The sequence below is a fragment of the Sphingomonas sp. P3_C5 genome, from assembly GCF_056402635.1.
Genome location: NZ_JBFUHA010000015.1, coordinates 1 through 21,944, shown reverse-complemented (window position 1 = coordinate 21,944; position 21,944 = coordinate 1). Strand labels below are relative to the sequence as shown.

At 62.6% G+C, this 21,944-nt stretch carries 22 protein-coding genes, 1 tRNA gene and 1 riboswitch; of the genes, 11 read left to right on the top strand and 12 right to left on the bottom strand.

Annotated features, from left to right (window positions below):
- Positions 1-44 precede the first annotated feature (44 nt).
- Entirely contained in the window at positions 45-1,073 is a 1,029-nt protein-coding gene (alr, locus tag AC1DVS_RS24780; protein ID WP_478027166.1) for an alanine racemase, read from the bottom strand.
- A 33-nt stretch (positions 1,074-1,106) separates the two neighbouring features.
- Positions 1,107-2,729 (bottom strand): MFS transporter, encoded by a 1,623-nt coding sequence (locus tag AC1DVS_RS24775; RefSeq protein ID WP_478027165.1) that lies wholly within the window; start codon positions 2,727-2,729, stop codon positions 1,107-1,109.
- 125 nt (positions 2,730-2,854) lie between these two features.
- On the opposite strand from AC1DVS_RS24775, the gene AC1DVS_RS24770 reads away from it, so the two are divergent.
- Positions 2,855-3,460 carry an HD domain-containing protein gene (locus tag AC1DVS_RS24770; protein ID WP_478027164.1) on the top strand — a complete coding sequence of 202 codons (606 nt, stop codon included), beginning with the start codon at positions 2,855-2,857 and terminating at the stop codon, positions 3,458-3,460.
- Here the strand turns inward: AC1DVS_RS24770 and AC1DVS_RS24765 are convergent.
- From AC1DVS_RS24765 to AC1DVS_RS24750, 4 genes are read right to left on the bottom strand one after another with little or no spacing between them, the layout of a single operon-like run.
- A complete protein-coding gene (locus tag AC1DVS_RS24765; protein WP_478027163.1) occupies positions 3,454-4,233 on the bottom strand; it encodes an ABC transporter ATP-binding protein in 780 nt (259 codons plus the stop codon). The genes AC1DVS_RS24770 and AC1DVS_RS24765 overlap by 7 nt on opposite strands.
- Entirely contained in the window at positions 4,224-5,186 is a 963-nt protein-coding gene (locus AC1DVS_RS24760; RefSeq protein ID WP_478027162.1) for a FecCD family ABC transporter permease, read from the bottom strand. Before AC1DVS_RS24760 ends, AC1DVS_RS24765 begins: the two co-directional genes overlap by 10 nt.
- Positions 5,183-6,019: an ABC transporter substrate-binding protein gene (locus AC1DVS_RS24755; protein ID WP_478027161.1), complete on the bottom strand. Its 837-nt coding sequence runs from the start codon at positions 6,017-6,019 to the stop codon at positions 5,183-5,185. Before AC1DVS_RS24755 ends, AC1DVS_RS24760 begins: the two co-directional genes overlap by 4 nt.
- Positions 6,019-7,953 carry a TonB-dependent receptor plug domain-containing protein gene (locus AC1DVS_RS24750; RefSeq protein ID WP_478027160.1) on the bottom strand — a complete coding sequence of 645 codons (1,935 nt, stop codon included), beginning with the start codon at positions 7,951-7,953 and terminating at the stop codon, positions 6,019-6,021. The genes AC1DVS_RS24755 and AC1DVS_RS24750 overlap by 1 nt, the downstream gene beginning before the upstream one ends.
- A 129-nt stretch (positions 7,954-8,082) precedes the next feature.
- Positions 8,083-8,282: riboswitch (cobalamin riboswitch) on the bottom strand.
- A gap of 85 nt (positions 8,283-8,367) precedes the next feature.
- Here AC1DVS_RS24750 and AC1DVS_RS24745 point away from each other — a divergent pair.
- The gene (locus AC1DVS_RS24745; protein WP_478027159.1) at positions 8,368-8,616 is read left to right on the top strand and encodes a hypothetical protein; all 249 of its coding nucleotides are present in this window, start codon (positions 8,368-8,370) and stop codon (positions 8,614-8,616) included.
- Between the two features lie 42 nt (positions 8,617-8,658).
- Here the strand turns inward: AC1DVS_RS24745 and AC1DVS_RS24740 are convergent.
- Both AC1DVS_RS24740 and cpdR read right to left on the bottom strand, forming a co-directional pair.
- A tRNA-Val gene (locus tag AC1DVS_RS24740) sits at positions 8,659-8,733 on the bottom strand.
- A 55-nt stretch (positions 8,734-8,788) separates the two neighbouring features.
- On the bottom strand, positions 8,789-9,172 hold the full coding sequence (gene cpdR / locus AC1DVS_RS24735; RefSeq protein WP_478027158.1) for a cell cycle two-component system response regulator CpdR: 384 nt from the start codon (positions 9,170-9,172) through the stop codon (positions 8,789-8,791).
- Between the two features lie 110 nt (positions 9,173-9,282).
- On the opposite strand from cpdR, the gene AC1DVS_RS24730 reads away from it, so the two are divergent.
- A complete protein-coding gene (locus AC1DVS_RS24730; RefSeq protein ID WP_478027157.1) occupies positions 9,283-10,140 on the top strand; it encodes an N-formylglutamate amidohydrolase in 858 nt (285 codons plus the stop codon).
- A 468-nt stretch (positions 10,141-10,608) separates the two neighbouring features.
- On the opposite strand, the gene AC1DVS_RS24725 is transcribed toward AC1DVS_RS24730, so the two are convergent.
- The gene (locus AC1DVS_RS24725) at positions 10,609-11,388 is read right to left on the bottom strand and encodes a SapC family protein (RefSeq protein ID WP_478027156.1); all 780 of its coding nucleotides are present in this window, start codon (positions 11,386-11,388) and stop codon (positions 10,609-10,611) included.
- A 57-nt stretch (positions 11,389-11,445) separates the two neighbouring features.
- Positions 11,446-12,897 carry an FAD-binding oxidoreductase gene (locus AC1DVS_RS24720; RefSeq protein ID WP_478027155.1) on the bottom strand — a complete coding sequence of 484 codons (1,452 nt, stop codon included), beginning with the start codon at positions 12,895-12,897 and terminating at the stop codon, positions 11,446-11,448.
- Positions 12,898-12,974: 77 nt separating this feature from the next.
- Between AC1DVS_RS24720 and AC1DVS_RS24715 the strand changes: the two genes are divergently transcribed.
- The 6 genes from AC1DVS_RS24715 (at position 12,975) to AC1DVS_RS24690 (ending at position 17,386) form a co-directional block, all read left to right on the top strand.
- Complete coding sequence (locus AC1DVS_RS24715; protein ID WP_478027154.1) at positions 12,975-13,430, top strand: hypothetical protein; 456 nt, start codon at positions 12,975-12,977, stop codon at positions 13,428-13,430.
- 90 nt (positions 13,431-13,520) lie between these two features.
- The gene (locus AC1DVS_RS24710; protein ID WP_478027153.1) at positions 13,521-13,739 is read left to right on the top strand and encodes a hypothetical protein; all 219 of its coding nucleotides are present in this window, start codon (positions 13,521-13,523) and stop codon (positions 13,737-13,739) included.
- Between the two features lie 169 nt (positions 13,740-13,908).
- The gene (locus tag AC1DVS_RS24705) at positions 13,909-14,454 is read left to right on the top strand and encodes a DUF5681 domain-containing protein (protein ID WP_478027152.1); all 546 of its coding nucleotides are present in this window, start codon (positions 13,909-13,911) and stop codon (positions 14,452-14,454) included.
- Between the two features lie 119 nt (positions 14,455-14,573).
- Complete coding sequence (locus AC1DVS_RS24700) at positions 14,574-14,837, top strand: hypothetical protein (protein WP_478027151.1); 264 nt, start codon at positions 14,574-14,576, stop codon at positions 14,835-14,837.
- A 359-nt stretch (positions 14,838-15,196) separates the two neighbouring features.
- Positions 15,197-16,609, top strand: a complete 1,413-nt coding sequence (locus AC1DVS_RS24695; protein WP_478027150.1) for a deoxyguanosinetriphosphate triphosphohydrolase family protein — start codon at positions 15,197-15,199, stop codon at positions 16,607-16,609.
- Positions 16,610-17,386, top strand: coding sequence for a hypothetical protein (locus AC1DVS_RS24690; RefSeq protein ID WP_478027149.1), 777 nt, complete (start codon positions 16,610-16,612; stop codon positions 17,384-17,386). It abuts the gene before it with no gap.
- A gap of 126 nt (positions 17,387-17,512) precedes the next feature.
- Here the strand turns inward: AC1DVS_RS24690 and AC1DVS_RS24685 are convergent, their stop codons facing one another.
- Together AC1DVS_RS24685 and AC1DVS_RS24680 are read right to left on the bottom strand one after the other, a co-directional pair.
- Complete coding sequence (locus AC1DVS_RS24685; protein ID WP_478027264.1) at positions 17,513-17,998, bottom strand: Fic family protein; 486 nt, start codon at positions 17,996-17,998, stop codon at positions 17,513-17,515.
- Between the two features lie 855 nt (positions 17,999-18,853).
- A complete protein-coding gene (locus AC1DVS_RS24680) occupies positions 18,854-20,293 on the bottom strand; it encodes a trypsin-like serine peptidase (protein WP_478027148.1) in 1,440 nt (479 codons plus the stop codon).
- 324 nt (positions 20,294-20,617) lie between these two features.
- On the opposite strand from AC1DVS_RS24680, the gene AC1DVS_RS24675 reads away from it, so the two are divergent.
- Both AC1DVS_RS24675 and AC1DVS_RS24670 read left to right on the top strand, forming a co-directional pair.
- Positions 20,618-21,679 (top strand): aspartyl protease family protein, encoded by a 1,062-nt coding sequence (locus AC1DVS_RS24675; RefSeq protein ID WP_478027147.1) that lies wholly within the window; start codon positions 20,618-20,620, stop codon positions 21,677-21,679.
- Between the two features lie 93 nt (positions 21,680-21,772).
- The coding region (locus AC1DVS_RS24670) for a transposase (RefSeq protein WP_478027263.1) at positions 21,773-21,944 on the top strand (172 nt) is incomplete at its 3' end.

The following is a 21,944-nucleotide window of genomic DNA, read 5'->3' as shown; positions in this document are numbered from 1 at the left end:
TCCCCCTCCCACGTGCGGGAGGGGAACCAGGTGCGCGTGCGATCTCAGTCCTGCCACACCCGGTCGAACCGGGCGCCAAGGCTGGTCAGCAGCTCATATTGCGACATGCCGGACATTAGCGCTGCCTCGGGCAGCGCATAATCGAGCGCTAGCCAGTCGCCCTCACCGAGATGCGGAGCCGCGTCTACATTCACCGCGAGAAGGTCCATCGAGACTCGGCCGAGCACAGGCAAGCTTTTGCCCTCGAGCGAAGCCGAGCCGGTTCCCGAAAACCCGCGGAAATAGCCGTCGGCATAGCCGACATTGAGGATCGCGACCTCCGTGTCGGCAGGCGCGGTGAAGGTCGCGTTGTAGCCGATCGTCTGACCGGCCTGGAGAGTTCGGCGCTGGAGGATCTGCGCTTCTGGTGTGACGACCTGACGGATCGCGCCCAGCTCCGGGCTGGGCACGCCGCCATACAGGGCGAGACCGGGGCGGGTGAGATCGAAAGCATAGTGTCGGCCAAGGCCGATCCCGGCCGAATTGGCGAGGCTCATCCGCTTGGCTGCGGTCCGGCCGAACAGGCCAGTGAAGGTGGCGAGCTGGCGGTCGTTCATCGCCACGTTCTCGTCGGCACAGGCGAGGTGGCTCATCAGAGTCTCGATCGCGAGGCCCTCGAGCAGGCCATTATCGACATTAGCGACTGCCAGACCGAGGCGGTTCATACCGGTATCGATCATCACGTCGCAGGCACCGCCTGCGGCCGCCTTCCAGCGCGCGACCTGCGCAGCCGTGTTGAGTACCGGACGGGCAATCCCGCTTAGCGCCAATACCATATCGTCTTCGCGCACGCCGTGCAGGACCGAGACGGATACACCGAGCGGCGCCAGCATCTCGGCCTCCGCCCAGGTCGCGACGAAGAAATCGCGGCACCCGGCAGCACTCAGCCGTTTCACGACTTCGATCGCGCCGAGGCCATAGCCATCGGCCTTGACCGCAGCCCCGCACGCCGCCTCTCCGCTCATTGCGGCAAGGGTGCGCCAATTATAGGCAAGCGCGGCGCCATCCAGGCGAAGGCGAAGGGGCGAAGTCATCCTGGGGCGGTTAGCGACCCTCCTCCGACTCCGCTAGTCCGCGCTGGCCATTCCCGGCTTGGTTTCGCGCAGGCCGAATGCGGTCACCACCAGCGCCATCGCGACGACGCCCCACGCGTACCAGAGGCCGGCATAGGGGTCGCCTGTCTTCGCGACGATATATTGGCCGATCACCGGCAGGAATCCGCCGAAATAGCCTGCGCCGAGATGATAAGGGATAGACATCGAGCTGTAGCGGATACGCGGCGGAAACATCTCCGAGAGCAGGGCCGCGACCGGGCCGTAGGTGATGCCCGAGAGCGCGGCGAGCGCGAGGATCGCGGTGATGAGCTTGAGGATGCCGAGTGGGCTCGGCACGACCTTGCCCAGATTATAGCCCGCTCTGGCGAGCGCTGCATCAAGCCCCGCAGGGCGGGTATCTGCCACCGGCACGCCGCCGATCTCGACGAGCGTGACGGGCGTGTGCTCCTTCTTGTAGGGCACCCCCTTTTTCGAGAAATAGTCGAGCAGCCGGCCGCACTCATCGATCTGTTTGGGCGCGAACGGGTTATATTCGCAGACCGGGCCTGAGATGATCACTGGCGCACGGTGCGCCGCCCTGGCGAGGGCAGGATTGGCGGAAGTGCCCATCATCCAGAAGATCGGGAAGAGCAGCACCAGCGTCATCGCATAGCCGAGGACGATCGGCGTCTTGCGCCCGACCTTGTCGGAGAGCCGACCGAAATAGATGAACCAGAAGATCCCCGAGGTGGCGCCGACCCCGGTGATCAGCTGAGCAGTCGTCTCCTCGACGCGCATCGTCGTCTGGAGGAAGGAGAGGACGCTGAACATCGCTGTGTACCAGATCACCGTCAGCCCCGCCGCGATGCCGAACAAGGCTACGAACAGGCGCCTGAGGTTGCCGGGATAGGTGAAGCTCTCCGTGAAGGGATTCTTCGCGGTCTCGCCGGCTTCCTTCATCTCCTTGAACACCGGGCTCTCGGAGAGCTTGAGCCGCATCCACAAGGACACGGCGAGCAGCAGCAGCGAGAAGACGAAGGGGATGCGCCAGCCCCAGTCGTTCCACATCGAAACCGGCAGCACGAATTTGGTCAGCAGCACCACGGCGAGGCTGAGGATGAAGCCACCGCCGACGCTCGCCTGGATGAAGCTGGTATAATAGCCGCTCTTCCCCGGCGGCGAATGCTCGGCGACGTAGATCGCTGCACCGCCATATTCGCCGCCAAGCGCAAGGCCCTGCAGAATGCGCAGGAAGATGACGATGAAGGGCGCCGCCAGCCCGATCGTGGCGGCTGAGGGGACGAGGCCGACCCCGGCAGTGGCGATGCCCATCAGCGTTATCGTGACGAGGAACGTATATTTTCGGCCGAGCTTGTCGCCGAAAAAGCCGAACAGCACCGCACCGAGCGGACGAAAGCCGAAGCCCACCGCGAATACCGCCCAGGCTGCGAGCGCCTGCACGATCTCGTTGCCGGCCGGGAAGAAGGCGCGGCCGATGATGCCCGATGCGGCAAGCGTGCCGTAGATGAAGAAATCATACCATTCAAAGATCGTGCCGAGCGCCGACGCAGTGATGACGAGCTGGATATCCTTGCGGCTCGGCTCGGGCCGTGCGCCCGGGCCGGGTGCGATGTCGTTGCCCGCGATCGTCGCCATATTGCTTCTCCCCGTGTGGGGTGACGTTTAGCGGCATTGATGGAGGCGGCAAGATAGCCCGAAAGCTATCGCTCGCGTCCTGCACTTCGGCCCCATATGTACGCACCAGCCGTCAGGGAGGTGACATGCTCAGCGAAACACTGCTCGACGAGATACGTGGGCTGCATTCAGGACCTGACCGCGGATATCATGGCTGGAGCCACCCAGTCGCTCTGCTGGCGCTTCACGCCGAGGTCGCACGCTCAATGCACGACCCCGCGGCAGTGCGATGGGCGATCCTTCTTCATGACGCGATCTACGAACCGCGCCGTGCCGACAATGAAAGCCGCAGCGCTGCGCTGGCTACCCAGATGCTGAAAGGCCTGGTGACCGATGCCACGCTCGATCGCACGATCCGGCTGATCGAAGCGACCGCGCGCCACACGATACCCGTGGGGCTTCCGGACGATGAAGCGGAGGATATGGCATTGTTCCTCGATATGGATCTGTCGATCCTCGGCGCCCCGCCAGCTGATTTCGACGCGTATGAAGCCGGTGTGCGTCACGAATATCGCGAGGTGCCGGATGCCGCCTTTCGTCTTGGGCGCGCTGACATATTGGAAGGATTCCTCGCCCGCGAAAATCTCTATTTTTCGGATTGGGGCCGCGCTCGGTTCGAGGTGCCTGCGCGCGAGAATCTCAAGCGATCGGTTGCAGCCTTGAGAGGCAAGGCGCAGCTATCAGGTCACTGACGGGCCCGCCCGATCGGCACGCAAAGCAGCCGCCCCTGCACGTCTCGCTCGACGCTTACCTCGATCTCGAACGCGGCGCGCAAATTCCCGGGCGTCAGCACTGCCGCAGCCTCACCGGACGCAAGCACTCGGCCTTCCTTCAACAGGAGCACGTCGTCCGCTACGCGCCCCGCGTGCAGCAGATCATGGAGGACGATTGCGACGCCCGCCCCACCCCTCGCGACCTGCTGCAGCCGCTCGAGGATATCGAGCTGATGCGCCGAATCGAGGCTGGCGAGCGGCTCATCCGCGAGGAGCCATTTCGGCTCGCCGGCAAGAACGCGCGCGAGAAGCACACGGGCCCGCTCACCGCCGGACAGTTCGTTGACCGGGCGATCGGACAGATGGATCGTTTCGGTCGCCACCATGGCCTGTATCGCAGCTTCCAGGTCGCGCGCGCTCGGGCCAGCAAAGGGCGTTCGGTGGGGTGCGCGGCCGAGCGCAACGATCTCCGAGGCGGCGACGTTCCAATGGACGCTCGCATCCTGGGGGAGATAGCCGATGGTGCGCGCGCGCTCGCGGGGATCAAGCGCGGTGACGCTACGATCGCCGAGGCGGACGACGCCTTGGGTTGGCTCGATCAGCGCCGCGGCGGTCTTGATCAGCGTGCTTTTACCAGCGCCATTGGGGCCGAGGATTGCGGTCAGGCGACCGGGACGAAGGACTGCGCTGATATCGTTGAGTACGCGGCGACCGGACAGGCTGACGTCCACGCCCTGAATGGTCAGCTCCATGACGCGCGCCCCTTCAGCAACAGCGTCAGGAAGAAGGGCGCGCCGATCAGCGCCATCGCCACGCCGAGCCGGACTTCGCCAGCACCCGGCGCGAGACGGCACAGGCTGTCGGCGGTCAGCACCAGCGCTGCTCCGCCCAGCGCGCTCGGCAACAGGAGCGATGAAGGACGGTGGCCGAAGAAAGGGCGGAGGAGATGCGGGACAACGAGGCCGACAAAGCCGACCACGCCTGTCACCGCGACACTGGCGCCGATCGTGAGGCCGGTGCCGAGCACGACCAGGGCCTGAAGCCTGCCGAGCCGAACACCGAGCGAGCGGGCGGCCTCCTCGCCAAGGGTCAGCGCGTTGAGCGACGGGCCCGTCAGGAACAGCAGAATCGCGCCGAGCGCCATGAACGGTAGCGCGGTGCGAACGTCGTCCAGGCTGCGATCGGTGAGCGCGCCCATCAGCCAGTCGATCACCTCAGCGACCGCATAGGGGTTCGGCGCCACCGAGATCAGGAAAGCGGTGAGCGCCCCGGCAAGGCTGGCGAGCACGGTGCCGGCAAGGATGAACTGGACGGGACTCGGCGAACGCCAGGTGAGCGCAGCGAGAAGCGCCATCGATCCGGCGGCGGCACCCATCGCGCAGGCGAACAGGACAAGCGGGTTGGCGGCGATGCCGAGCACGATCGCCGCGACCGCGCCGAGCGCCGCACTCGAGGAGACGCCGACCACCGCCGGGTCAGCAAGCGGGTTGCGGAGATAGCCCTGCAGGACGGCGCCCGACAGGCCAAGGACGGCGCCGATAGCGAGACCGAGGATCGCGCGCGGCAGGCGAAGCTCGACGATGATGGCAAAGCGCGGATCGGGCGAGAACCAGGCGGAGGGCGGGACCCAGGCCTTGCCGGCGATCAGCGACAGGCCAAAGGCGAGCACCACGAGCAGGATCAGGAAGGCGAGCTTGCGCGTCACGACGCGAGCTGCCGGCGGATCGCGGCGAGACGGGTGATCGCGGGTATGATCGTCGGGCCGCCGCAATTGACGAGCGTGCGGGGGAAGGCCGCCTCGACGGTGCCCGCGCGGGTCGCGGTGAGTACGCGAGCGCGGAGCGTGGAGGTGCGCGACGGGCCGGGCGTGAGGATCACGCGTGGCGGATGGGCTGCGATGGCCTCGATCGGGAGATTGCCGGTGAAGGCGAGGCCGTAATCGGCGGCCGCGTTGCGGAAGCCGGCGCGGTTCAGGAGTTCGTCAAGGAGGTTGCCCGAACCACTGGCAAGGCCACCGACGATGAAGAGAAGGGCGGAGGGTTCCTGGCCCTTCCCCGGCGCTGAGCGTGGAAGGGCTGAGGCAACCGCACGATCTATTCTGGCATTGAGCGCCCTGCCCTGCGCGCTCTCCCCGACCGCCGCCGCGACCTGTGCGATCTGCGTCTTGCTCGCTTCGATCGTCGTTGGCGAATCGAGCAGCAGCGTCTTCAGCCCGGCCCGGTCATAGGCGTTGCGTGTGCTCGCTGGCGTAAAGCTGCTCGTCAGCACCAGATCAGGATCAAGCGCGATCACTTCCTCCGCTGTGCCGGCGGTGGTGGCGAAATGGTTCGCCACCTCCAGCGGCATCGAGGTTGCGGCAGGGTCCTGCGAATAATGGCTGATTGCGGCGATGCGGTCCGGCGGGACGAGCTCGACCAGCATCGCATCGGCGCAGGGGTTGGTCGAGACGATCCTGACGGGGGCCCCGCCACTCGCGTGCGGCTTTACCGGTGCGGAGCACCCGGCGAGCAGCAACGCGAGCGGCAGGACCAGTCTCATCAGTTCAGCTTCACCCGGATGCCGGCATAGGCAGTGCGGCCGTAGGTGCCATAGCCGGCGACGGTCTGATACTTCTCGTCGAACAGATTCTCGACACGCCCGTAAAGCGCGAAGCGATCGCCGATCGGCATTTCAGCCCGCAAGCCGGCCAGGACATAGCCGTCGAGCCGCACGGTGTTGGCGGCGTTGTCAAAGCTGTCACCCACATGGCTGATCGTCGCCCCGACCGACAGGCGGAAGGGGAAGCGGTAATCGATTGAGGCGCTGACCGCCTGTTTCGGACGCCGGGCGAGATCTTTGCCGAAGGTCGCGCCGGGGGTGCGGTCGATCGCGTCGATATAGTTGTAGTTCGCCGTGAAGGTCAGCGCATCGACTGGACGCAGTTCCAGCTCAAATTCGACACCCTGGGCGCGCGTGCGGGTGGTGTTGAAATAGGTGAAGGTGCTGAGATCGAAGCCGATCTGGTTGTGCGTGTCGCGGTGGAACCAGGTGGCACTGACCTTGGCGCGACGGTCGAGGAAGGACTGCTCGATGCCGAGATCATAGCTGCGCGCGGTTTCGGGCTTCAGGTTGATGGTGCCGTAATATTGCGCGAAGCGCTGATACAGGGTCGGCGCCTTGAACCCTTCGGCATAGCTGGCGCGCAGCGTAGTGCCTTCAGGCAAGGCAAGTGCGGCATTGGCACCGAAGCTGACATGGCCGCCGAAATCGCTGTTGTCGTCGTGGCGAACGCCACCGGTGACGGTCAGTATCTCGATCGGCTTGACGATCGCCTCGCCATAGAAGCTGGTGATGCCACTGGCATGGCGGTTGGAGCCGTCGAAGAAGCGGCTGTTCTCGTGCTCGGCGCCGGCGACGATGCGGACCTGCTCGACCAGCTGAAAGTCGCCCTGATATTCGTACCGCTCGCTGCGCCCGCGCGAGAAGAAGCTGACCACTGGGCCGAACGCCGGATCATAATTGTCGCGGTTGACGTCGGCGACAGTGAAGGCGAGGCGGTTCCGGAAGCGGCCATCGATCAGATTGGCGTGGAGGCCGGCATAGCCATAGATCTCCTGCGCGATCGAATATTCGGCGTCGTCGGCGAGGACATAGTTCGGGGCGGGGAAGCCGTCGAGATCGACATGGCTGTGCGCATAATAAGCGCGCAGGTCGATGCCGATTTCGTCGGTGAAGGCGATACCAACACTGCCGGTCGCACCATATTGTTCATAGCCATCGGGCTCGGTGCCTTTGGCGTAGGCCGAGATGCCATCTGTGCGGGCATAGCCGCCGGTCAGCGCTGCGGTTACGGGGCCGGAGCCGCCCGAGACGGCGGCATTGGCGAAGACGCTGTCATGCGAACCATATTCGACACTGCCGCGGCCCTGCAGGCCCTCACTCGGCTTCATGGTGGTGATGTTGATGACGCCGCCGATCGCCTGGCTGCCCCAGGGCACTGAGTTCGGACCGCGCAGCACCTCGATGCGCTCGACCGAGCCAGCGAGGAGGGCGCCGAAATCGAACGCACCGCCGGGCGAGGAGGGATCATTGACGCGGACGCCGTCGATGATCGTCAGTGTCTGCTCGCCCTCGGCGCCGCGGATGCGGACCGCGGTGAGGGTCCCGACACCACCATTGCGCGACACGGTCACGCCGGGCGTGGTGGCGAGCAGGTCGGAGATAGAGACGGTCTGGCGCTGCTCGATCTCGTCGCGGGTGATGACGGTTACGGCCTGGCCGATCTGGTTGGCATGTTGTGGTGCGCCGGCCGAAACGATGATGTCTGGCGGTAGGCGGACGAAGTCGCCGACTATGTCACAGTCGTTCGTCGTCTGGCAGTCGTCGGCGGGAGCAGCCTGCGGCGCGGCGGCGGCCGGCGCGTCCTGGGCGTGCGCGGCGGTCGCGGCGAGCAAGGCTGCGCTGGTCAGCAGGAACTTACGGTAATCGATCATGGCATTGCCCCTTCACATGGGGGCCGAGGGACCAGGGGCGCCTCTACACGACACCCGGTCCTTGCGGCCCGGTTCATGTCGTTCACTCGAGGTAACGCCCTCGTCCGCCCGGTGCATCCCGCCCGCGCGATGGATCGACTGTGGCGGGCAGGTCTCCTGGCTTCCGGGTCTTCGCGTGGCGCCCCGCCTTCCCGGGCGCGAGCCCAGTGGCGTGATGGAGCACCGGCTATCCGGTTACAGTTGCGGGAGCAGCATCGGTTTTGCGGAGAGGTCCGCGCACCGATTTCCCTCTTGATCCCGTCTCCGGGACCCGTCACGTGCGCGGCCTTAGCCACGGCGCCACCGCGACGCAAGCCACGCTATGGAACCTGATGTGCATCAAGGCGTTGCATGCAGGTTGGGAGGGGAAAGAGCATGTCGCTTGCCTCTGTACACAAGCTCACCACTGGTGGCTCCGCGCTCGTCGCCAAGGAACAGCGCGAGAAGCTCGAAGAGATGTCGCTCCTCTATGCGCGCGAGAGCGAGGCGGTGAGCGACGCCCAGCTCGACTCGCTGACCGATGCGGCGATCAAGGCGCGCAAGCTGCAGGACGCGACCTTCTGGCAGAAGGTGAAGTTCCGATCGCGGATGATCCGGGCGGCGGCCGGGGACGTCGGGCATTAAAAAAGCCCGCAAAGTCAGATGACTTCACGGGCTTTTTTAAAATGGTGGGCGTGGCAAGGATTGAACTTGCGACCCCTGCGATGTCAACACAGTGCTCTACCACTGAGCTACACGCCCACGCGAGTTGGGCGCTCTAGCGGGGGTTGTCCGCCTGCGCAAGCACCCTCACGCGCTAATTCAGGGGGCCCCGCGTGACGTTCTCCATTTCGAACATGCGATCGACCTCCATCACGAGGTCGCGCAGGTGGAAGGGCTTGGAGAGCACGCGGGCCTGGGGGACCGTCTTGCCGGCCTTCAGCGTGACCGCCGCAAAGCCGGTAATGAACATGACGCGCAGCTCCGGGCACATCTCGCCGGCCTTTTGCGCAAGCTCGATGCCGTCCATCTCGGGCATGACGATATCGGTAAGGAGCAGATCGAACGGTTCGGTCTGGAGCAGCGGAATCGCAGCGGTGCCGCGATCGACCGCGCTGACGGCATAGCCCGAACGCTCAAGCGCACGCGTCAGATACTCGCGCATCACCCGGTCGTCTTCGGCTAGCAATATCCTGATCATCCGTGGTCCCACCAATTACCCGAGCAGGTTTATGCTCAAATGACTTAAGATTTTCCAGCGAAGCTTACACCGATTGCGATGAAACCGGCCTCGCCCTAGGTTGACGTTCAATGGCCGATGCCCCGCTCTCCTTCGATCTTTACGGCGACGCCGAGCCGGCGAGTCCGGTCATTCTCTCGGTGCCCCATGCCGGCCGCGATTACCCCCTCGCCCTGCGCGCCGCACTGCGCGTGCCGCTGGCGGCTCTGACCGCGCTGGAAGACCGGTATATTGATGCCGTAGCAGTTTTGGCGCGTGGCCGCGAGACCATGCTTGTGCAGCGTCTGCCACGTGCCTGGATCGATTTGAATCGAAGCGAGCAGGAGCGCGACCCCGGGATCGATGACGGCGCGAGCCGGCAGTCGATGCCGATGATGTCCGCCAAGACGCGCGGCGGGCTCGGCCTGGTGCCGCGGCGTGTGTCGGGCGCGGGCGAGATCTGGCGGCGGCGGTTCGATGCCGATGAGGTGGCGGGGCGGATCGCGCGGGACCACCGCCCCTATCACGCGGCGCTGGCTGATGCGTTGACGCGGGCGCGGGCGCGGTTCGGGACGGCGGTGCTGCTCGATCTCCACTCAATGCCCTCGATTGAGCCGGGAGAGGGTGCGGCCCGGATCGTGCTGGGCGACCGGTTCGGGCGATCGGCGGCCTCGCGGTTCGTTCACCGGCTGCAGGGCGAGGCGAGCGCGGCCGGGATCACCTGCGCGCTCAACGCGCCCTATGCGGGCGGCCATATCCTGGATGCGCAGGCGCGGCCAAAGGCGGGGGTGCATGCCATCCAGATCGAGTTCGACCGGGCGCTGTACCTCGACCCGGCGCTGGACAGGCCCGCCGATGGGCTGGCGGCGCTGGCGGTGGTGCTGCGGCGGATGATCGATGCGGTGGCCGATGAGGCGCTTGCTGTGCCTTCGGCGCTGGCCGCCGAGTAACCCCGAATAAAAAAACCACCGCGTGCAATGCAGCACGCGGTGGCCAAGGTTCAGGGAGGAGATGCACCCGAAGGTGCATCACACGGCCCCGCGAAAGGGGGGACACGGGAGCCGCGCACCACAGATATAGGTCGCTGGTTTTCGGGCTTCAAGTGGCAAATGACACCGGTTTGACTATGCCTTTTAACAGCGGGTGAAAAACCCCGATGCCGTAAGGGCAAGGACCGATTCGCGTGGCATGAAGCTATGCCGCGATGCCGTAGCGATGTGAATCAACGCAGCGATGTTGCAGGAAGCGCGACTTATCTCCCCTCCCCTTCAGGGGAGGGGTTGGGGGTGGGGGCCATCCGCGAGCGCCGAGCATGCGGCACTGCCCCACCCCAACCCCTCCCCTGAAGGGGAGGGGCTTAGGTTTCGATCAACGAGATTTGCGCCCACCACCGGGTGAGCGCGGGCTCGCTATCAGGATCAGACGGCCGGCTGGAGCTGCGGCAGTGGCACGAGGCCGAGCTGCATCTGGCGGCTGAAGATCTCGCGCATCAGCGAGATGGAGAAGAGATGCGCGTAGAGCATCGGCAGCATGCCGTTCTTGTGGATCTTGCGCAGCTGATCGCCACGCAGTTCGCTCAGCTTCTCTTCGTTGATGATCTGGAAGCCGCGATACACGAAGGGCTGCTCGACGCCATCGGTCGTGATCGTCGTCTCGCCGGGCATCAGCAGCTCGAGCTCTTTCAGATCGCGCATGAACTGCTGGGTGCGGGCACCGGCCTGTTCGAACGATTCGTTGAACTCGAGGATGCTCTTGGTGACGTCGCTTGGCTGGCCGTCAGTGAAGAGCGGCTGGCCTTCGTCCGACGCGCCAATGCCCTCTGCGGTGGGATCGAAGCAGAGCGACAGCTCCTGCGCGCCGGGCGCGAGGCGGGCGAGCATGAAGGGATAGCGGCGGATATAGGCCGGGATGTACATCTCGGCTTCCGTCAGAGTGCCGTCTGCGGCGACGAAGACGTTGACGCCTTCGTTCAGGCCCATCAGCGCGAGCGGAACGGGATCGTCACCCTCAGTGAAGACGATCGGCAGGCGGCGCTGCACCAGCGCGAACTCGTCGACGGTGATCGGGATGGCATGCTGACCGACCAGGAACTTGGCATGGGTGAGCTGCTGCATCTTGAAGGCGGCATGCGTCTCGCTCGAAAGCGGTTCGAGCGCCTGGTAGAAAAGGGGAAGCTGCTGTTGCGGCGCACTGGCCATCGAAAACTCTCCATTGGAACAAAGTGACGGCTTGAGCGTGCCGGACGGCGCCCGGCTCTATGGTGCCACAGGCTCGGGCGCAAGCGCAACGAGCTTACCGGGGTTCATAAGGGCATAAGGATCGAACGCAGCCTTGATCGCGCGGAGCGCCGCCATGCGCGCGGGCGAGGACAGGCGCTCGAGCTCAGCGAGCTTCATCTGGCCGATGCCGTGCTCGGCCGAGATCGAGCCGCCCGCGGCAACGACGAGATCATTGACGAAGCGGGTGATGACCGGCCCCTCCTCGGCATACCAGCGCGCCGCATCGACACCGCGCGGCGCGCGCACATGGAAATGGACATTGCCGTCGCCCAGATGGCCGAACCCCGAGGCGCGGGTGCCGGGGAAACGCGCGTCGCAGGTCGCGGCGGCCTCAACCATGAAGCGTGGCATGGCGGCTACGGGCACCGAGATGTCGTGCTGCATGGCGGGCCCGTCAGTCCGCTCAGCCTCCGAGATCGAGTGGCGGAGGCGCCAGAAGCTTTCGGCCTGGGCCTCGCTCGCGGCGATGACCGCGTCGGTGACCTGACCGTCAGCAATGGCGGGGAGGAGCAGGCGCTCGAGCAGGGCGGCGGGCGACTCGGCGGCGGCGGGATCGTCCGTTACGGACTCGATCAGCACGTGCCATTTCTGGGCTGAATCGAGTGGCGCTCGGTTGCCGGGGACGTGCTTCAGCACCAGCGCGAGGGTTTCATCGGGGATGATCTCGAAGCTTTCGATGCTGTCAGTCCCCGATTCGAGTCGGCGCAGCAGGGCGAGCGCGGTTTCGGGATCAGCGAGCCCGACCCAGGCTACGGCGCGCGCCGCCACCGCGGGCACGAGGCGCAGCGTGGCGGCGGTGATGATGCCGAGCGTACCCTCGGCGCCGACCAGAAGCTGGTTGAGATCGTAACCGCGATTGTCTTTCTTCAGCGCGGCGAGGCCATCATGCACGCTGCCATCGGGCAGCACTGCCTCGACGCCGGCGACGAGGCTGCGCATGGTGCCAAAGCGCAGCACCTGGGTGCCGCCGGCATTGGTGGAGCAGAGACCGCCGATCGTGGCGCTGCCATAGGCGCCGAGCGTGAGGGGGAAGCGCATGCCCTCAGCCCMCGCCGCTTCGTGGAGGGTGGCGAGGATGACCCCCGCCTCGGCAACGGCTAGGCCATCAGCGGCGCTGACCGAGCGGATGCGGTTCATCCGTCGCAGCGAGAGAATGAGCGCGGAGCCATCGGCCGGAGGCGTGGCACCGCCGACCATGCCGGTGTTGCCGCCCTGCGGCACCAGCGGGACGCGCGCGGCATGAGCGAGCGCGATGATGGTCGCGACGCCGTCCCGGCTGTCCGGCGCGAGGATAGCGGGGGCGGCGCCGTGATAGCGGCCGCGCCAATCCTCGAGCCAGGGGGCGATCTCGGCTGGATCCGTGATGACCGCCTTCGGGCCGAGCGCGGCACGGACGGAATCGAGCAGGCTTGCTATTGCGGGCGTCATGACCGCGCCCCTATCATGCGGGCAGCGCTCAGCCAATTCATCGGGTGTTCAAGCATTTCGGGTAACGGCGGGAAGACATGTCTCGATTGATGGTTCCCGCGCTGATTCTGCTTGCCCTCGTCCCCGGGGCCTCGGCTCAGGAATCGCGCTTCGAGGAGTTCGAGGTCGCGCAGCTGACGCTGCACCAGCGCATCATCATCCGCATCCCCCGCCTGCCCTTCACCCGCCCCCGCGCCGACGATCCGCCCGAGGGAGTCCGCTGGGTCGAGAAGAAGGGCCCGAAATGCGTGCCGATGGTGAAGCTCGAAGGTGCCTTGATTGCGGCGCCCGACAGCGTCGACCTGATCATCGAAGATGGCGACCGGGTGCGCGCGAAGCTGGACAAGAACTGCCCGTCGCTCGATTTCTATTCCGGCTTCTATCTGAAGCCGACGGCTGACGGGATGGTGTGCGCCGACCGGGACTCGTTCCGGACGCGTTCCGGCGGGTCTTGCGGGATCGACGAGTTCAAGCGGCTGGTGGCGAAGCGGTAGCTGGCTGAAGTGCCCTTCAGGGGCGTGGCCCCGCGGGGCTTTCAAGATGTTCACGCAAAGGCGCGAAGGCGCAAAGGTGACTCGCGGGAGGTGAGCTTCGCGGCAAGACTCGCGGGGGGCGATGACCTGCGCCCCCGGGCGGTCTTTTTCTCTTTGCGCCTTCGCGCCTTTGCGAGAACCAGCACTTCTTTCCGGCAGGCGATAGCCTGGCGCAGGGGCGCGCGAAAAAGCTGGCTGTTCCTGGCTGTTTTCGAGAAAATTTTTTTGCTGGCTGTTATGTTGGATTCTCTGCGCGAATTTTCGACGTGAATTCAAATGCTTGAGTGGGTGCTGGCTGTTATTCAATAACAGCCAGAAAACAGCCAGCTTTTTCGCCGGAACAGCCAGCATTTTCCCGGAAACAGCCAGCAGTTGATTCAACATGAGCGCGGAATCGGTTTGAGAGGCGTCAGGACGAATCATAGCCGGGAGTGATGGCATGACCGATCGAGTTTTAGAATCAACTGGCTGGGACGAACATGACGAGCAGGCGGACGATGCCGAGCTGGCTGACGAGGGCGCCGCGCCCCCGGGGACGCAGCGCCGGGGGACGGGCCAGCCCTTTGCCAGGGGTGTATCGGGCAACCCGGCGGGGCGGCCGCGCAAACGGATGGCGACGGGGGCACCGGGCGATCGGCTGCCTGGGTCCGACCAGCCGACCCGGGCGCTGATCCTCGAGGAAGCCTATCGGCTGGTGACGGTGCGCGATGGCGACGTCGAGACCATGATGACGGCGAGCCGCGCGATGCTCCGCTCCTTGACCGAGGCTGCGCTGAAGGGCGACACCAATGCGAAGCGGCGCTGGACGGCGATGGTGCGGGAGGCTGAACTCGAACAGAAAAGGGACCAGATCGCGCTCTATAATCTGATGGAGCGGCCGATGTATCCCCGCGAGGGCGGCGCGTCTTATGAGGACGAGATTTTGGTGGATCGGTCCACGGGCACGTCGATGGTTAGGGGTGGGGTGGCTGAGGGGGAGGAATAGCGGGGACTCGGGCGGCCAGCATGCACACTGGAGCCGGGCGGGCCGGCGGCAAAGATGACTGCGGTTTCGGCGATAGTTGCAACAACCTCCTTTCTCTCACGCGATCGTTGGCACCCTAGTTGAGGGGTTTTTGCACGTGGCACCGAAACTGCCTGCTCGGATCCGACGAGCCGACCCGGGCGCTGATCCTGGAGGAAGCCTATCGGCTGGTGGCGGTGCGCGAAGGTGACGTCGAGACCATGATGACAGCGAACCGCGCGATGCTCCGGGCACCGACGGAACAGGCGCTGAAGGGCAGCCGCGCCGCGAAGCGTCGCTGGACGGCGATGGTGCGGGAGGCGGAACTCGAACAGAAACGATTCCAGGGTCGCGCTCTACACTGATGGAGCGATTACCGTATCCGCACCAGGACGAGCCGACTTATGAGGACGAGGTCGTGGTCGCTCGGACTTGGGACATGTCGATGGTCAGGGGTGGGGTGGCTGAGAGGGAGGACGCCACGTGACGGCAGCGTAAAGTTGAGTGCGGCTTTGTCGACGCGACTCAGTAATGGGCTCGTCGCGGATAGTGCCTTCCATTCGAAGTCATCGCATCGTATGTTCGACTTATGTTCCATTTTCACGGCGAATTCGTACGGCGTCCCGATCCCCTTGAGATTGGTATCGGTGAGCAAGGCGGTGCTTGGACGCCGGGCGCTAGGCGCCTATTGCCTCGCCGCAGTGAGGCATGGCGGTGGATTCGAATGGCAACGATATGGTCGGATCGGCGGGCAGGCGAAACCGCCGATGACAAGGCGAAGCGCGACGAGGTGCGGTCACGGTTCCAGCAGGACTATGACCGTTTGCTGTTCTCGACGCCTGTGCGTCGCCTCTCGGACAAGACACAGGTCTGGCCGATGGATGCCAATGACGGGGTTCGGACCAGGCTCACCCACTCCCATGAGGTCGCTAATCTCGCCCGCTCCATCGGGACGCGCATCCACGCGGCCAATGCTGAGCTTTTCACCGGAGCCGATTTGCATCAAGTGGTCCAGCCCATGTTGTCAGCCATCGGCTTGGCGCATGACCTTGGCAACCCGCCATTCGGACATCAGGGCGAGGCGGCGATCAGCCGATGGTTCGAGCGCCGAAGCGAATGGATCTTCACGAACCACGACGCCAAGGTTCAGGGGCTGCCGGTTGCCATCCCGGAAGAGCTTCACAAAGAGTTCCTCGAGTTCGACGGCAATCCCCAGACGCTCCGACTCGTCTCCAAACTCCAGACAAACATCGCCCATCTCGGCCTGGATCTAACCTCGGCCACACTGGCAGCCGCGATAAAGTATCCGGTCGGGGCTCCCAATCGCGCCAAGGGCAACCCAATTACGAAGAAGTATGGATACTTCGAATCGGAGCGGACGCTTGTCGAGGGACTGCGCGCGGAGACCGGTCTCGACGAGGGACAGCGTCACCCGCTGACCTGGATCATGGAGGCCTGCGACGACATCGCCTACTCCGTGTTGGACGTCGACGACGCGATGAAGAAGGGCGTGATCTCTCCAGATGATGTTTTGGCCAGCCTGTTGGCTGATGCCGGCACCTCCGATCACCATGTTGTAGCCAAAGCGCGCTCGAAGTTCGACGAAGTCGATGCCGCCAGCCGGCGGCCAGAGATCGCGAGAGATATCAAGATCGGCTATCTACGCGCCTATTTCATCGACGCGCTCATCGAACACGCCAGCGACGGTTTCGTGGCGGCGGGTACAGCTGTGAATGATTTTACGCACCGCGCGCCACTAATGGATGACAGCGGCCTGTGTGAAAAGCTAAAGGCGCTCGCTAGGCAACACGCCTTCGGAAATCCGAGCGTGCTGCGAATGGAGGCGCGCGGAGCTGAGGCAATCGATGGCCTAATGACCGCATTCTGGGACGCGATCCATGACCGGCCGCGCGACAAATTTGATGACATCCTCGCCCGGCGTTCGGGCGCTAAGAACAAGTACGTGTTTGCGCTCATCAGCCAAAACTACCTAGAGGACGCGTCACGCTCGGACAACGTGGGCGGCATCGCGGCGTCGGTGCGCTACCGTGAACTCCGCCTGCTCACCGACATGATATCGGGCATGACTGACACCTTCACGATCAAGCTCTGGGAAGAGCTGAAGGGTATTAACTAGGTGCAGCCTGCGGAAACCCTACCGAAGCTTAAACGACGCATCGACGACTACCTCCGCGACGACGCGCTGCCGATCCGGCGCCTGCGCGAGATTCTCGCGAAGCAGTTCCAGCCGTTGGGCCCCGTTGCGATCATCGGCGGGCTGGTTCGCGACATCGCCCGTCGCGGTAAGGTCGGCTTCCGGTCCGATATCGACCTTGTCGTCGATGCGGCGCCAGAGATGGTGGCCGCGCTGGCTTCGACGCTGGGCGCAACTCCCAACCGCTTCGGCGGCTTCTCGTCCACTCACCCCCACTGGAAGGTGGACTTCTGGTCGCTACCGAACACTTGGGCTGCAGCCGTGGGGCTGGTGCAGGTGGAGTCGTTAGCTGATCTTGTCCATACGACCTTCTTCGACTGTGACGCGATCTGCTACGAGATTGGGACGCGGCGGCTCCATGCGCTTCCGGGGTATCTGGAGCGGATCGCCGAACGCTCCATTGATGTGAACCTGCTTCCCAACCCCTCAATCGATGGAAATCTTCTCCGCGCGGCGCGGCGCATTCTGCTGTGGGGCTTCCGACCCGGCCCAGGCCTCCAGAGCTTTATTACCCGGGAGCTTAACGAACACTCGTTTGCCCGCATCGTCGAGACGGAGCAATCGCTCTATCCCAACAGTGTCCTTGGAAACTTTGCGAACGCCAGCAAGCTGCGCAAAACGCTCCTGGACGACGAAGCTCCTTTGATGTTCCTGGCGTTCGGCGAGCAGCTGGACCTTCCTGGATTCGATGACGAATGATCGGGTTTTAATGACACCCGCAAACCTCGTTTCTCTCGGGCGATTATGAAATAAAGCTACACTTGTCGCCGTAATCCCGACAGGCTCAACCTAAATATATCACGGCGGACTAATAACTACAAATATCTAGGTAGTCATCCTACGCGAATAGTCCTGCTCATCCAGCAGTCGTTCCAGCAAGGAATGAAGAATGCTGAGATCAATTTTCCCCTGCTCATAGGTATCTGTCGCATGCTCTAACGCCGCTACGTATTCTGGGCGATCACGCCTTATGAGTTCAGGCAGGTTAGGTTTTCCTTCCAACCATCGATCAAATTTTAAACACAAAATAAAGTAGCACGCTGCTCTAGCTGTTCGTCCATTTCCATTCACAAAAGGATGAATATGGTTCAATCGCCATAACACATACGTGGCTAAAAATATCGGATCCGCCGATTGCCATTTACGGTTCACCTCATCGATGAACATGTTCATCAGAGGAGGTACTTGATAGTACGGAGGAGGGGTATGCTTGCCTACCGAGACGCCGCATGGTCGCAATTGCCCTGCCGTGGCGTGCAGGCAAGAGATGACATGGTGATTCAAGGATAGAATCACCTCTAACGATAACATGTCCCTCTTTAGGGACAAGGAGGTTTTAACGATGGACTTGAGAAAATCGTACTGTCTGCCCAAGCTATCTATAGCGAGAGATTGGTAGATAGGATCTTCTTCATCGCCCCCGACCAGGTCGAATACATACACTTGGTTAAGCTACCGCTCGCGATCTAGTAACTCGGGCGGCTACCTGCTCGCGAGTAATTTTGCTACTGGCCGGCAAATTTCCGTAGATAAATGATATCTTCTGCTCGTCGAGTTGCTCCAGAGTCGCTTGCCCGCCGGAGTCTTGGACCAGCCTCTCTAGGAGGTCGGCCCGGCTCGGAATTGACGGCGGCATAGAAATTGAAGACATTACATTCCCCTTGGTCATCATCCCGACTCGGGGTCTCTATCCAGGTAAACGCTTGAGCGACAAGTTCGCCATCCCCCCCCGAGATCAAACGTCTCTATTGTACGACGAACCGCCATGGAAGGGGGAATCATCCCCGATTCGGACACACTTCATAAAGTTCTCTCTATGTTCTCAAGCGGTTTTTGTCAAGAGGTTTTGGTCTTGGCCATCTGGGACTGCGGTGAGGTGCGTCGTTGAAATCGCCAACCCAAATCAAACCCCGTCTCAAGAATCATATTGAACGGCGCCTCCACCGCGCGCCGCGCGCGCGAGAGGCCGCCTTCCTTCAGCACCTCGGTGATCTTCGCCTCGCCCGTCTGGGATATGCGCGTGGCACCGTAATTCCCAAATTAACGACAATAATAATATATCATATATGTATCCAAGTTTACCGCAACGACGAAGTTGCATTCTTAAGAATTACGCAAATTAACTCGGATTGTGGGCGTTAAATTTAAATATCTACTACATTTCATCTAACTACGGCGTTTTATTTTACTTGAGACAATCAATAAATTAGAAAATAGGCCTTGGTCTTGGTCAAAAATTAACGTTGCTCTGAAATACCAGCTCTGAAATACATCTACCCTTACGATATCACCATCAGTTTCTATATTAACAGAAAGTGCTAGCCGCTCGCTCATGTTAAAGTTAAATAGATCCTTTTGAATTTTCACCGTCCAAATCAGCATCTGTATATCGAAAAAATATTCTATACTAAGGCGGGATTCATCTATTGGCGTTGCAGTTAATATTCGTAAATCTTCAATTCCTTCGAATATCTCAACCGAGAAACTGTGAATGGCCGCTAGGTACTCCGCCGGCATCTCGGACACTTTCAAGAATGTCCTCACTTCCGCAAGGGGAAGATTCTCAAGCGCGTCGATCGCGGCCTTTCGCGATATTATCTCCATATCGCCCCGCCATTTGTTAACAAATTCCTCGCAGTGGGCAGTGCTCAACCCCAGCTTTCCGATAGCTCCTTTTTGCGACGGAGGGACTGTATCCGCGAAGAGTTTCGCCTCCTCATCGGAAAGTACGATGGTGACGTCCCCCCACAGATCGCGGCGGACGTTTCCCTTGACCTTCGCGAGGCCCAAGGCGCTGGCGCCCAAGAGGCTTACTTCCTGGCCAGTATTTAGTTTCGGTATTGTGCCTTTGATTCCGAAACGAATAGCCTCCCAAATCAGGGTGATGTATGAGGGTCCCCCCTCGAATGAGGTTGACACAACCCCGACCAGATACCCATCGGAGTTGACGACAGCGCCACCGCTCATTCCACCAACTGTATCCATGTCAACTTCAAAACAAGGCGAAGCTAGGCGATCGCCCCGGCCATTTGGAAAAGCCGCAGTTACAATACCAGATGAGACGAAAGGTGTGACCCGTGCGCMGCGATTACCAATTCCTTGGTGCCTAAATCCAACAGCCCAGAGCCGCTCGCCAATTAATGGGAGGGCTACCTGCATAGGTGCGAGCATCAGGGGAAAATCAGCATAAGCGGCGGAATTCAATGTACAGCTGACTAACGATAGATCGGAGTAGATTTTCCGATTTTCATCGAATTTGCTCCACCCTGAAATTGTTGACGTTTGTCGCGGGAGCCAAGCGCGCGCTGCGCCCGGGAGAAACGTGATAAAGACAGGGGTGTTTCCATCCCGCACGAACTCCTCAAGTACATGGGTTGCAGTCAAAAGCAGTCCCGGCCCGACCATTACACCGCTGCCCAAGATAGTCGGCCCGTCCTTTTCCATCCGTGCCACTGCCACGAGTGCATCTCCTGCCTCATGCAATGAGTCCAATGGTTCGATGCCATCCTCAGCGTTGAACACAGCTGTCTCCCAAGATAGCTCCAGCTCGGAAAGAGCTTCGTTGGGCGCCGTAACAATGATAGTGAGGTTGTCTGGCTCGATCATAGTTGACTATTCCCTACGTGACGCCCTGTTTCTCGGCCGCTTCCTGACTGGCACTTCAACTGCCGCATTAGCGGGGCGTTTGTAGGATTCGAGCAATTTTCTGGGGTCCAGCGCGCGATACTCTAAAATTACGGTGACGTGGCGCAATGGCTGGATAGCCGTCTGCCGGGTTTGATCAGCGGGCGCACCAAACCGGCAATCGCGGGTGCAGCCGGCAATGACAACCCGCTTCGCCTCTCGCGCCATCCTCCCCCAAGATAGGACGTGCCCGAGGCGGCATTCGGGCGTAACAGGGTGAACCCGCCCCGGAGGTCGGGACGCAGCATGTTCGTTCCTCGTCACGGCCTGGTCCTGTTGCTCGCCGCGCTCACCGCGAGCAGCACCGGCGCGGCCGCGCAAACGCCGCGACCAAGCAAACCGAGGCCTGCACCTCCGTCGGTATCCACCCTGCCTGCGTTGCCCCCCGCCGTCATCGATGACACGCTCGCGATCGGCGGACATGACGTGAAGGCGCGGGAGGTGGAAACGCGCCTCTCCGTCGAAGTGCATGTCAACGGCCACGGTCCATACCAGTTCATCGTCGACAGCGGTGCCGACACCTCGGTCGTTGGGTTGCGCATCGTCCGCGAGCTTCAACTGCCGCTCGGCACGCCCGCCATTCTGAACGGCATGACCGAGCGCAGCCTTGTCGATCGTGTGAAGGTCGACAGCCTGACTCTGGGCCCGACGACCATCGAAGACCTGCAGCTGCCCGCGCTGAACGAAGACGATGTCGGCGGCCAGGGCATGATCGGCATCGATGCGCTTGTCCGGCAGCGCATCATGATGGATTTCGACAAGCGGCAGATCAAGATCGAGGACGCGAGCAAGCCGGCGAAAGCCCTGCCCGATGAAATCGTGATCACCGCGCGTCGGAGCCGGGGCCAGCTCATTCTGACCCATGTCAGGGCACGCGGATTATCGCTCGACGCTGTGATCGACACCGGCGCGGAGATGACGGTCGGGAACCCGATCCTCCGCGACAAGCTTGTCCGGCGTCATCAGAAGTTCGAGGTGGTGAAGGCGCTCGGCGTGACCGGCAAGGAGATCGACCTGCAGGTCGCGGTGATACCGGAGCTTCAGATCGGTGGGATTCTCATCCGGAACCTGCCGGTCGCCTTTGCCGACCTGCCCCCGTTCCACCTGTTCGGGATCGCCGACGAGCCGGCGTTGTTTCTCGGAACCGACGTTCTGCAATCATTCCGCAAGGTCTCGCTCGACTTCCAGGCCCGCAAAGTCCGATTCCAGCTAAGGCGCTGCTCGACGACAGGTATCGTGATCCAGACCTCGGTCGGTTTCGGCGGCACGCGATTGTCATCGACCGATGCGAATGTGTGTGCTCAGTGATGGGCGACAGGGTAATTAGGGTCCGGACCCATTAATGGGATTCCCGATTGGGTGTGATTGTGATTCAATGCGTTCTGTGAGGAGGCGTTGGCGATGGCGGATTTCTTCTGGTTTTCGGATGCGCAGTGGGCGCGGATTGCGCCCTTGTTGCCAACCGGCACGCGCGGGATGCCGCGGGTAGATGACCGCCGGGTGCTTTCTGGCATCGTTCATGCGCTGCAAAGTGGTGGGCGCTGGGGCGACTGCCCCGAGCATGTCTATGGTC